An 11658-nucleotide genomic window follows, 5' to 3' on the forward strand; every position below is an offset into this window, starting at 1 on the left:
AATGAGCGGCTAGTTGTAAAGCTATTCGCGACGTCCGGCAAGTCGTGCCCCATGGGGGTTCGGGAGTTTTCACGATTGCGCCATCAAGGTGCGAAATGCCACCTAACTGTTCAGACCAGTAAGACCGAGAAACACCAGCAAAACCGTGGCCTGCAACCCCTGAAACCGAATCTTGGCATGGCCCGTGCTCTGTCGATCCGCAGAAATCACTTCCCGCCGATCCGGAGATTTGCCATGACCCAGCGTTACAGCGCCCTCCTCGCCGCCCTGTTTGCCAGCCTGATGCTGAGCCAGGCACCTGCCCACGCCGACGGTCTGGAGGATGTGGTCAAACGCGGCACCCTCAAAGTCGCCGTGCCCCAGGACTTCCCGCCGTTCGGTTCGGTCGGCCCGGACATGAAACCGCGCGGCCTCGACATCGACACCGCCAAACTGCTGGCCGACCAACTCAAGGTCAAACTCGAACTGACCCCGGTCAACAGCACCAACCGCATCCCGTTCCTGACCACCGGCAAGGTCGACCTGGTGATTTCCAGCCTCGGCAAGAACCCTGAACGCGAGAAAGTCATCGATTTCTCCCGTGCCTACGCGCCGTTCTACCTCGCCGTGTTCGGTCCGCCAGACGCCGCCATCAAGGGTTTGGACGATCTCAAGGGCAAAACCATCAGCGTCACCCGTGGCGCCATCGAAGACATTGAGCTGACCAAAGTCGCCCCCGAAGGCGTGACTATCAAACGCTTCGAAGACAACAACTCGACCATCGCCGCCTACCTTGCCGGGCAAGTCGACCTGATCGCCAGCGGCAACGTGGTGATGGTGGCCATCAGCGAGAAAAGCCCGAAACGCGTACCGGCCCTGAAAGTGAAGCTCAAGGACTCGCCGGTGTACGTCGGTGTGAACAAGAATGAGCCGGCGTTGCTGGACAAGGTCAATCAGATCCTCACCACCGCCAAGGCTGACGGTGCGCTGGAAAAGAACTCGCAAACCTGGTTGAAAGAACCGCTGCCGGCCGATCTCTGATCGTTCGCTCGGGAGACGACTTATGGCTTATCAGTTCGATTTCTTGCCGGTGGTGGAAAACACCGACCTGCTGCTGCGCGGTGCGTTGTTCACCCTTGAGCTGACGGCCGTTGGCGCAGTGTTCGGGGTCGCTCTGGGCATCATCGGCGCACTGGTGCGGGCGTGGAACATCCGCCCGTTCGCCGGCATTTTCGGGGTCTACGTCGAGTTGATCCGCAACACACCCTTTCTGGTGCAGTTGTTTTTCATCTTCTTCGGTTTGCCGTCGCTGGGCCTGCAGATTTCCGAATGGCAGGCGGCGGTGCTGGCGATGGTGATCAACCTGGGCGCCTATTCGACCGAGATCATCCGCGCCGGCATTCAAGCGATCCCCCGCGGGCAACTGGAAGCCGCAGCCGCCCTGGCAATGTCGCGTTTCGAAGCCTTCCGCCACGTGGTTCTGCTGCCGGCACTGGGCAAGGTCTGGCCGGCCCTGAGCAGCCAGATCATCATCGTCATGCTCGGCTCGGCGGTCTGTTCGCAGATCGCCACCGAAGAGCTGAGTTTCGCCGCCAACTTCATTCAGTCGCGTAACTTTCGCGCCTTTGAAACCTACGCCCTGACCACGCTGCTCTACCTGTGCATGGCGCTGCTGATCCGCCAATTGCTGAACTGGATCGGTCGCCGCTACATATCCAAGAGCAGCGCAAGGAGCAGCCAATGAGCGATTTCACCTTCTGGGACATCCTGCGCAACCTGCTTACGGGCCTGCAATGGACGCTGGCGTTGTCGCTGGTGGCGTTTATCGGCGGTGGGCTGATCGGTTTGCTGATCATGGTGATGCGGATTTCAAAGAAATCCCTGCCCAGCCACTTCGCCCGCACCTACATCGAATTGTTCCAAGGCACGCCGCTGTTGATGCAGCTGTTTCTGGTGTTCTTCGGTGTGGCCTTGGCCGGTGTGGAAATTTCACCGTGGATGGCGGCGGCGATTGCCTTGACGCTGTTCACCAGCGCCTACCTGGCAGAGATCTGGCGCGGTTGCGTCGACTCGATCCCCAATGGCCAGTGGGAAGCCTCATCGAGCCTGGCGCTCAACCCGCTGGAGCAATTGCGTTACGTGATCCTGCCACAAGCGCTGCGCATCGCCGTGGCGCCGACCGTGGGCTTCTCGGTGCAAGTGGTCAAGGGCACCGCCGTCACCTCGATCATCGGCTTCACCGAACTGACCAAGACCGGCGGCATGCTCGCCAACGCGACCTTCGAACCCTTTATGGTCTACGGCCTCGTCGCCTTCGGTTACTTCCTGCTCTGCTACCCCTTGTCCCTCAGTGCGCGCTACCTGGAAAGGAGACTGCATGCCTCTGCTTAGAATTTCCGCCCTGCATAAATATTACGGCGACCATCATGTGCTCAAAGGCATTGACCTGAGTGTCGAGGAAGGCCAGGTGGTGGCGATCATCGGTCGCAGCGGCTCGGGCAAGTCCACCTTGCTGCGCACCCTCAATGGTCTGGAATCGATCAATGACGGCGTGATCGAAGTCGACGGCGAATACCTCGACGCCGCCCGCGCCGACCTGCGCAGTCTGCGACAGAAAGTCGGGATGGTGTTCCAGCAGTTCAACCTGTTCCCGCACCTGACCGTCGGCGAAAACGTCATGCTTGCGCCACAAGTGGTGCAGAAAGTGCCGAAAGCCAAAGCCACCGAGCTGGCGCGACAGATGCTGGAACGGGTCGGGCTGGGCGAGAAATTCGACGCCTTCCCGGATCGACTCTCTGGCGGCCAGCAACAGCGGGTGGCGATCGCCCGGGCGCTGGCCATGTCGCCGAAAGTCTTGCTGTGCGACGAAATCACCTCGGCCTTGGACCCGGAACTGGTCAATGAAGTGTTGAGCGTGGTCCGGCAACTGGCCAGGGAAGGTATGACATTGATCATGGTCACCCATGAGATGCGTTTTGCCCGGGAGGTGGGCGACAAATTGGTGTTCATGCACCAGGGCAAGGTGCATGAGGTGGGAGATCCGAAGGTGTTGTTTGCCAATCCGCAGACGGCGGAGCTGGCGAACTTCATTGGGACCGTGGAGGCGGCGGGCTGACACCCCTGTGGCGAGGGGGCTTGCCCCCGTTGGGCTACGAAGTAGCCCCAAAACCATTCACATCAACTCCAAATAGACCGCGCATGCAGGTTTTACGACTGCTGCGCAGCCGAACGGGGGCAAGCCCCCTCGCCACAGGGTTGGATCAAGGCTTTCAACTCTGCGCGTTGGCGCGAGCGTTTGATCGTGGCAGGATGTCGAGGTTATCGACCGAGACCCCCTGACCATGCCGCTATCCCAAGTCAAGAATCTGTCCCTGATCGCCGCAATCGACCTGGGCTCCAACAGCTTTCACATGGTCGTGGCCAAGGCCCAGAACGGCGAAATCCGGATTCTCGAGCGTCTCGGGGAGAAGGTTCAGCTGGCCGCCGGCATCGACGAAGAGCGTCAACTCAGCGAAGAATCCATGCAACGCGGGCTCGATTGCCTGAAGCGTTTCGCCCAACTGATCAGCGGTATGCCGCCCGGCACCGTGCGGATCGTCGGCACCAACGCCCTGCGCGAAGCCCGTAACCGCGGTGAATTCATCCATCGGGCCGAAGAAATCCTCGGCCATCCGGTAGAAGTCATCTCCGGCCGTGAAGAAGCGCGCCTGATTTACCTCGGCGTCTCCCACACCCTCGCCGACACCCCGGGCAAACGCCTGGTGGCCGACATCGGCGGCGGCAGTACCGAATTCATCATTGGCCAGCGCTTCGAACCGCTGCTGCGCGAAAGCCTGCAAATGGGTTGCGTCAGCTATACCCAACGCTATTTCAAGGACGGCAAGATCACCCCGGCCCGCTACGCCCAGGCGTACACCGCGGCGCGGCTGGAGATCATGAGCATCGAACACGCCCTGCACCGCCTGACCTGGGATGAAGCCATCGGCTCCTCGGGCACCATTCGCGCCATTGGCCTGGCGCTGAAGGCCGGCGGGCATGGCACTGGCGAGGTGAACGCCGAAGGCTTGGCCTGGCTCAAGCGCAAGCTGATCAAGCTCGGTGATGTCGAGAAAATCGACTTCGAAGGCATCAAGCCCGACCGCCGGGCGATCTTTCCCGCCGGGCTGGCGATTCTCGAAGCGATCTTCGATGCCCTCGAACTGCAACGCATGGACCACTGTGAAGGCGCCCTGCGCGAAGGCGTGCTCTATGACCTGCTGGGCCGTCATCATCACGAAGATGTCCGTGAGCGCACGCTCAGCTCGCTGATGGAGCGCTACCACGTCGACCTGGAGCAAGCCGCGCGGGTCGAACGCAAGGCGCTGCATGCCTTCGATCAAGTGGCCGAGGATTGGGACCTGGACGACGGTGTCTGGCGCGAACTGCTGAGCTGGGCGGCCAAGGTCCACGAAGTGGGCCTGGACATCGCGCACTATCAGTACCACAAACACGGCGCCTACCTGATCGAGCACTCGGACCTGGCCGGGTTCTCCCGCGAAGACCAACTGATGCTCGCGCTACTGGTGCGTGGCCACCGTCGCAATATTCCCAAGGACAGGTTTGCCGATTTTGGCGACGACGGCATCAAGCTGATTCGCCTGTGCGTGCTGCTGCGCTTCGCGATTCTGTTCCACCACATCCGTGGCACCCAGGAAATGCCACAGGTCGTGCTGCACGCCAACGGCGACAGCCTGGATGTGTTATTCCCGGAACATTGGCTGGATGACAACCAGTTGACCCAGGCCGACTTCGCCCTGGAAGCCGAATGGCTGACCCGCGTCAGCTTCGTGCTGAACGTTCGCTAAAAAACCGAAAATGGTCGCCGAACACGGTCCTGTAGGAGCCGGCTTGCTGGCGAAGGCGTCCTTGAAATGGATGCATGACTTGAAAGCCATTCGCTGGCAAGCCAGCTCCTACAAGGGACGGTGGTGGAAATGAAAATGGCGATCCACATGGATCGCCATTTTTTATCGCCCAAGGTTTGCGTTAACGCACCGCCAGAATCGGGCTGCCCAACCGCTCCAGCAAGGTGGCCTGGGCGCTGCGCGGGTTCTGGTTGCCGGTCGGTGTATTACGGACGTAGCGACCGTCCGACTGCAGGCTCCAGCTGTGGGTGTTGTCGGTAAGATAAAGCTCCAGCTCTTTCTTGACCCGCAAAATCAGCTTCTTGCCCTCGACCGGGAAGCAAGTCTCGACGCGCTTGTCGAGGTTGCGTTCCATCCAGTCGGCACTGGACAGGAACATCTGCTCTTCACCGCCATTGAGGAAGTAGAAGACCCGGGTGTGCTCCAGGAAACGACCGATGATCGAACGTACGTGGATGTTGTGCGATACCCCGGCGATGCCCGGTCGCAGGCAGCACATGCCGCGCACCACCAGATCGATGCGTACCCCGGACTGGCTGGCCTTGTACAACGCGCGGATGACCTTTGGATCGGTCAGCGAGTTGAACTTGGCGATGATGTGCGCCGGTTTGCCGTCGAGGGCGAATTGCGTCTCCCGGGCAATCATGTCGAGCATGCCCTTCTTCAACGTGAACGGCGCGTGCAGCAGTTTTTTCATGCGCAGGGTTTTACCCATGCCGATCAACTGGCTGAACAGTTTGCCGACGTCTTCGCACAAGGCATCGTCGGAGGTCAGCAGGCTGTAGTCGGTGTACAGACGGGCGTTGGCCGCGTGGTAGTTGCCGGTACCCAAGTGAGCGTAGCGAACAATCTCGCCGGCTTCGCGACGCAGAATCAGCATCATCTTGGCGTGGGTCTTGAAGCCGACCACGCCGTAAATCACCACGGCGCCGGCCGCCTGCAGACGGCTGGCCAGCTGCAGGTTGGATTCTTCATCGAACCGCGCGCGCAATTCGATCACCGCCGTCACTTCCTTGCCGTTACGCGCCGCATCCACCAGCGCATCGACGATCTCCGAGTTGGCGCCGCTGCGATACAACGTCTGGCGAACCGCCAACACGTGTGGATCCTTGGCCGCCTGACGCAGCAAGTCGACCACCGGGGTGAAGGACTCGAACGGGTGCAGAAGCAAGATGTCCTGCTTGCTGATCACGCTGAAAATGTTCTCGCTGTTCTGCAGCAGTTTCGGGATCTGCGGGGTGAACGGCGTGTATTGCAGCTCCGGATGACTGTCCAGGCCGGTGATGCTGAACAGCCGGGTCAGGTTGACCGGACCATTGACCTGATACAGCTCGGTCTCCTGCAGGTTGAACTGCTTGAGCAGGTAATCGGACAGGTGTTTCGGGCAGGTGTCGGCCACTTCCAGCCGCACCGCATCACCATAGCGACGGGAGAACAACTCGCCGCGCAGGGCGCGGGCCAGGTCTTCCACGTCTTCGGTATCGACCGCGAGGTCGGCGTTCCGGGTCAGGCGGAACTGGTAGCAGCCCTTGACCTTCATGCCCTGGAACAGGTCGTCGGCGTGCGCGTGGATCATCGACGACAGGAATACATAGTTGTCACCCGGGCCGCCGACTTCTTCCGGCACCTTGATGATCCGCGGCAGCAGACGCGGCGCCGGGATGATCGCCAGGCCGGAATCGCGACCGAAGGCGTCGATGCCTTCGAGCTCGACGATGAAGTTCAGGCTCTTGTTCACCAGCAACGGGAACGGGTGCGTCGGGTCGAGGCCGATCGGGGTGATGATCGGCGCGATCTCGTCGCGGAAATAACGGCGGACCCAAGTCTTGAGCTTGGTAGTCCAGTAACGACGACGGATGAAGCGGACCTGATGTTTTTCCAGTTCCGGTAACAGAATGTCGTTGAGAATCGCGTATTGGCGGTCAACGTGACCGTGCACCAATTCGCTGATGCGAGCCAGGGCCTGATGCGGTTGCAGGCCATCGGCGCCAGCCTGTTCACGGGCGAAGGTGATCTGCTTCTTCAGGCCGGCCACACGAATCTCGAAGAACTCGTCCAGGTTGCTGGAGAAGATCAGCAGAAACTTCAGCCGCTCCAGCAATGGGTAGGACTCATCCAGCGCCTGTTCCAGCACGCGGATGTTGAACTGCAGTTGCGAGAGCTCGCGATGGATGTACAGGCTGCTGTCATCCAGACCGGGAATGGCAATCGCTGGCGCCGCCACAACGGGCTCGGCCACCACCGCAGGTGGAGCGGGCTCCAGCTCCGGCGGAGTTTCAGCGATTTGCTCCACCACAGGTTGAGCGTCTTTTACGGCAACTTCAGTGAGTCCTTCGGTATTCATCGAATGTTCCTGGGAGGGCTATTTTTGCTCTCGTAACAATTGAGCAGCACGGACGGCAAAGTAAGTCAGGATGCCATCAGCGCCTGCACGTTTAAAAGCGGTCAGGGATTCGAGGATAACCCCTTCGCTCAACCAGCCATTCTGGATCGCCGCCATGTGCATGGCGTATTCGCCGCTGACCTGATACACAAAGGTCGGCACTTTGAACGCTTCCTTGACCCGATAAAGAATATCCAGATACGGCATGCCTGGCTTGACCATGACCATGTCTGCGCCTTCTGACAAGTCGGCCGCCACTTCGTGCAGGGCTTCGTCGCTGTTGGCCGGGTCCATCTGATAGGAGGCCTTGTTGGCCTTGCCCAGGTTCAACGCCGAACCCACCGCATCGCGGAACGGGCCGTAGTAGGCACTGGCGTACTTGGCCGAGTAGGCCATGATCCGCACATTGACGTGACCCGCCAGCTCCAGCGCCTCGCGGATCGCCTGTATGCGCCCGTCCATCATGTCTGACGGAGCCACCACTTGAGCGCCGGCTTCGGCGTGGGACAAAGCCTGCTTAACCAGTGCGTCGACGGTGATGTCGTTCTCTACGTAGCCTTCTTCGTCGAGGATGCCGTCTTGCCCATGAGTGGTGAACGGGTCCAGGGCGACGTCGGTGATCACACCCAGCTCCGGGAACTGCGCACGCAGAGCGCGGGTAGCGCGCTGGGCGATGCCGTTGGGGTTCCAGGCTTCGGCGGCATCCAGTGACTTGAGTTCCGGTGGCGTCACCGGGAACAGTGCCAGCGCCGGAATGCCCAGCTCGACCCACTTGGCAGCCTCTTCCAGCAACAGATCGATGGTCAGGCGTTCGACGCCCGGCATCGATGCCACTGCTTCGCGACGGTTTTCACCGTCCAGCACGAACACCGGCAGGATCAGGTCATCGACGGTCAGTACGTTTTCACGGACCAGACGACGCGAAAAATCATCACGACGGTTGCGACGCAGGCGGGTTGCAGGAAACAAACGGTTGGCGGGGGTAAAGCTCACGGCAGACTCCTGAGCCCGCGCTGGCGGGCGAGCGTGACAGTTATAAGCGGCCATTATGACCAACGTATGACAGTTGTGTGCACCCCTGTGACAGGTAGCCGCATTCCATTGTCCTTGTAGGAAATGTTCACGTCGAGACACATTTGGACACTTTCATGAATGTGCACGAAGGGTTAGGCTGCGCGTTCATTTCGCCAGCACCCAGACAATGCTCCAACAATTCCTACATGACTTCGGCTACTTTGCCCTGTTCCTCGGCACGTTTTTCGAAGGCGAAACCATTCTGGTACTCGCAGGCTTCCTCGCGTTCCGTGGGTACATGGACATCAACCTGGTGGTGGTCGTGGCGTTCTTCGGCAGTTATGCCGGCGATCAGCTGTGGTACTTCCTGGGGCGCAAGCACGGGCGCAAATTGCTGGCGCGCAAACCGCGCTGGCAATTGATGGGCGATCGGGCACTGGAACATATCCGCAAGCACCCGGACATCTGGGTGCTGAGCTTCCGCTTTGTCTATGGCTTGCGCACCGTGATGCCGGTGGCAATCGGTCTGTCGGGCTATCCGCCGGGACGCTATCTGCTGCTCAACGGGATTGGCGCGGCCATCTGGGCTGCGGCGCTGGCAGCGGCTGCGTATCACTTCGGCGCGGTGCTCGAAGGTATGCTGGGCAGTGTCAAGAAATACGAGCTGTGGGTGCTGGGCGCCCTGCTGGTCCTGGGCTTTGTCCTGTGGCTGCGGCGGCGCTTCAAGAATGCCCGCTTGGCGAAAAAGATCTACGCCGATGAGCAGGCACTGAAAGCCGAACAGGCCAAGTCCAACGAACCTACGACGCCCATCGAGTGACGCGGTTTCTACAACAGTAGAGACCGATGCCGCTGAGCAGGCTGTAACTGAGCAGCACCACCCAGCCCACCGCGCTGCCCGGCCATAGCCCGACCATCGGTGCCAGCCACACCAGCGGCAGGTTCGACACCAGCCGCAACAGCTCCAGCTTCAACGCCTGCGGGCGATTCTCCAGGGCTGCACCCAACACGAACAACCCCAACGCCACGGCGCCCCAACCCAACACCAGGGCTGCGGTCGGCAGGCTCTGCTCCAAATTCATCAAGTAACTGCCCAAGGCGATGTAGACGCAGAACTGCAGCGCCACATACCACTGCTGACGTCCGTCCAGCGGCACCTCGAATTTGCGGAACTGAGCCAGGTCCGGCTTGTTCATCGGGTATTTGGCCGCCACGTCCGCCGGCCGCCAACCGGTGCGCATGAACCAGATCCGCAGCTTGTCCCACCAGCGCTCGGCGCGCCGGGCGTCATCCCACAACTGCGCGTAAAACTGCACGTTCGCCCACAACGGATTCCAGCTCGCCAGCGGCGTGGTCACGCCGAATATCACCGGTTCGTTATCGTCCTCTTCCTGGAACGAGCCGAACAGACGGTCCCAAATAATGAACACCCCGCCGTAGTTGCGATCCATGTAGAGAGCGTTCTGTGCATGGTGAGCCCGATGATTGGACGGCGTGACGAAGGACCACTCGAACCAGCCAAGCTTGGGAATATGCCGGGTATGCACCCAAAACTGGTACAACAGGTTCAACGCCGCAACGCTGACGAACACCAGCAGCGGCACGCCGAGCACGGCCAGGGGCAGGTAGAAGATCCAGCTCAACAGAAACCCGGTGCTGGTCTGGCGCAGGGCCGTGGAGAGGTTGTAGTCCTCGCTCTGGTGATGCACCGAATGCGCGGCCCAGAGGATGTTGCGCTCATGGCCCATCCGGTGCAGCCAGTAGTAGCAGAAGTCGTAGAAGACGAATGCAAACACCCAGACCCAGACACTGTCGGCCGACAGCTCGATCAAGGCCAGATGTTCCAGGGCGAAGGCATAAGTGACCAGGCCGACACCTTTGGTCAACAGGCCCGTGGTAGTCGACAATACGCCGGTGCTGAGGCTGTTGATCGCGTCTGCCACGCGGTAATTGCTCACCCCGCGCCAACGGTCGGCCAACAACTCGACCGCAATCAGCCCAAAGAAAAACGGCACCGCATACAGAATGAAGTTCATGACGCGACCTAATCGGAATCGTTCAGCAGAGATTAGGTGTAGCCGCGAATTAACCCTATGGCAACGAGTGACAAATTAGTGGACATTTAACGCCATGAATCTGGAGAAAAGCCCATGAGCAAAAAAATTGCAGTGATCCTTTCCGGCTGTGGCGTGTACGACGGCGCCGAGATCCACGAAAGCGTGATCACCCTGCTGCGGCTGGACCAGCGCGGCGCCCAGGTGCAGTGCTTTGCACCCAACATCGCGCAGTTGCATGTGGTCAACCACCTGACTGGCGAAGAAATGCCCGAATCGCGCAACGTGCTGGTGGAATCGGCGCGTATCGCCCGGGGCAACATCAAGGATATCCGTGAAGCGGACGTCGAAGACTTCGATGCGCTGATCGTTCCCGGCGGTTTCGGGGCGGCCAAGAACCTGTCGAACTTTGCCGTCGAAGGCGCCGGCTGCAGCGTTCAACCTGACGTCCTGGCGTTGACCGAAGCGTTCGCCGAGGCTGGCAAACCGGTGGGGCTGATCTGCATCTCGCCGGCCCTGGCGGCAAAAATCTACGGGCCGGGCGTGACCTGCACCATCGGCAACGATGCCGATACCGCCGCCGCGATGAACAAGATGGGCGCCACCCACGCCGAGTGCGCCGTGACCGACATTGTCGAAGACAAGGCGCGCAAGCTGGTGAGCACGCCGGCGTACATGCTCGCGCAATCGATCAGCGAAGCCGCTTCCGGCATCAACAAATTGGTCGACCGCGTACTGGAACTGACCCACGAAAACGACGAGTAACACTCGTGATTGTTCCCACTCCGCGTGGGAACGATCATTACCGTCTTGCTCAAGCTTTACGCGACAACCGGGTCAATATCCGGTCCAGCGCATTGGCGAACGCCTGTTTCTCGCGCTCGCCGAACGGCGCCGGGCCGCCGCTCATCTGCCCCTGCTCGCGCAAGTCGGTGAAGAGGTTACGCACCGCGAGTCGATCGCCCATGTTCTGCGCATCGAACTCCTTACCCCGCGGATCCAGCGCCGCAACGCCGTTCTTCACCAGCCGATCCGCCAGCGGCACATCGCTGCAAATCACCAACTCCCCCGGCACCGCGTGTTCCACCAGGTAATCGTCGGCGGCATCCGGGCCGCTGGGCACCACGATCAGTTTCACCAGCGCAAGGCCCGGCTTGATCTGCGGCTGACCGGCCACCAGTACCACTTCGAACTGGCGCTTGAGGGCGAACTTCACCACTAGATCCTTGGCTGCCCGAGGGCAGGCGTCGGCATCGATCCATACGCGCATTGGATTTCCTCTATTGAAAAGCATCGCGGGCAAGCCCGCTCCCATAAGGTTAGC

The 11658-nt window shown here is 60.5% G+C and carries 11 protein-coding genes; 7 read left to right on the top strand and 4 right to left on the bottom strand.

The window, feature by feature from the left end; all coding sequences use genetic code 11:
- Positions 1-234 precede the first annotated feature (234 nt).
- The 5 genes from F475_RS01765 to ppx all read left to right on the top strand — a co-directional run bounded on the left by F475_RS01765 (position 235) and on the right by ppx (position 4823).
- A complete protein-coding gene (locus F475_RS01765) occupies positions 235-1020 on the top strand; it encodes a transporter substrate-binding domain-containing protein (protein WP_028939126.1) in 786 nt (261 codons plus the stop codon).
- Positions 1021-1042: 22 nt separating this feature from the next.
- Positions 1043-1723: an amino acid ABC transporter permease gene (locus F475_RS01770; protein WP_018927567.1), complete on the top strand. Its 681-nt coding sequence runs from the start codon at positions 1043-1045 to the stop codon at positions 1721-1723.
- Complete coding sequence (locus F475_RS01775; RefSeq protein WP_111453024.1) at positions 1720-2370, top strand: amino acid ABC transporter permease; 651 nt, start codon at positions 1720-1722, stop codon at positions 2368-2370. The genes F475_RS01770 and F475_RS01775 overlap by 4 nt, the downstream gene beginning before the upstream one ends.
- Positions 2357-3094, top strand: a complete 738-nt coding sequence (locus tag F475_RS01780) for an amino acid ABC transporter ATP-binding protein (RefSeq protein WP_064621044.1) — start codon at positions 2357-2359, stop codon at positions 3092-3094. The genes F475_RS01775 and F475_RS01780 overlap by 14 nt, the downstream gene beginning before the upstream one ends.
- A 226-nt stretch (positions 3095-3320) precedes the next feature.
- A complete protein-coding gene (gene ppx / locus F475_RS01785) occupies positions 3321-4823 on the top strand; it encodes an exopolyphosphatase (RefSeq protein WP_018927565.1) in 1503 nt (500 codons plus the stop codon).
- A gap of 181 nt (positions 4824-5004) precedes the next feature.
- Here ppx and ppk1 read toward each other — a convergent pair whose 3' ends face one another.
- Both ppk1 and hemB read right to left on the bottom strand, forming a co-directional pair.
- Positions 5005-7227, bottom strand: coding sequence for a polyphosphate kinase 1 (gene ppk1, locus F475_RS01790; RefSeq protein WP_018927564.1), 2223 nt, complete (start codon positions 7225-7227; stop codon positions 5005-5007).
- An 18-nt stretch (positions 7228-7245) separates the two neighbouring features.
- Positions 7246-8259: a porphobilinogen synthase gene (hemB, locus tag F475_RS01795; RefSeq protein WP_111453025.1), complete on the bottom strand. Its 1014-nt coding sequence runs from the start codon at positions 8257-8259 to the stop codon at positions 7246-7248.
- A gap of 208 nt (positions 8260-8467) precedes the next feature.
- On the opposite strand from hemB, the gene F475_RS01800 reads away from it, so the two are divergent.
- Positions 8468-9100 (top strand): DedA family protein, encoded by a 633-nt coding sequence (locus F475_RS01800; protein WP_064621046.1) that lies wholly within the window; start codon positions 8468-8470, stop codon positions 9098-9100.
- On the opposite strand, the gene F475_RS01805 is transcribed toward F475_RS01800, so the two are convergent.
- Positions 9081-10316 (bottom strand): sterol desaturase family protein, encoded by a 1236-nt coding sequence (locus tag F475_RS01805; RefSeq protein ID WP_111453026.1) that lies wholly within the window; start codon positions 10314-10316, stop codon positions 9081-9083. The genes F475_RS01800 and F475_RS01805 overlap by 20 nt on opposite strands.
- A gap of 114 nt (positions 10317-10430) precedes the next feature.
- On the opposite strand from F475_RS01805, the gene elbB reads away from it, so the two are divergent.
- Positions 10431-11099 (top strand): isoprenoid biosynthesis glyoxalase ElbB, encoded by a 669-nt coding sequence (gene elbB, locus F475_RS01810; protein ID WP_018927560.1) that lies wholly within the window; start codon positions 10431-10433, stop codon positions 11097-11099.
- A 49-nt stretch (positions 11100-11148) separates the two neighbouring features.
- Here elbB and F475_RS01815 read toward each other — a convergent pair whose 3' ends face one another.
- A complete protein-coding gene (locus F475_RS01815) occupies positions 11149-11604 on the bottom strand; it encodes a YaiI/YqxD family protein (RefSeq protein ID WP_064621049.1) in 456 nt (151 codons plus the stop codon).
- Positions 11605-11658: the final 54 nt, after the last annotated feature.

The organism is Pseudomonas sp. URMO17WK12:I6 (assembly GCF_003253625.1).
In the GTDB taxonomy this organism is placed as follows: Bacteria; Pseudomonadota; Gammaproteobacteria; order Pseudomonadales; family Pseudomonadaceae; genus Aquipseudomonas.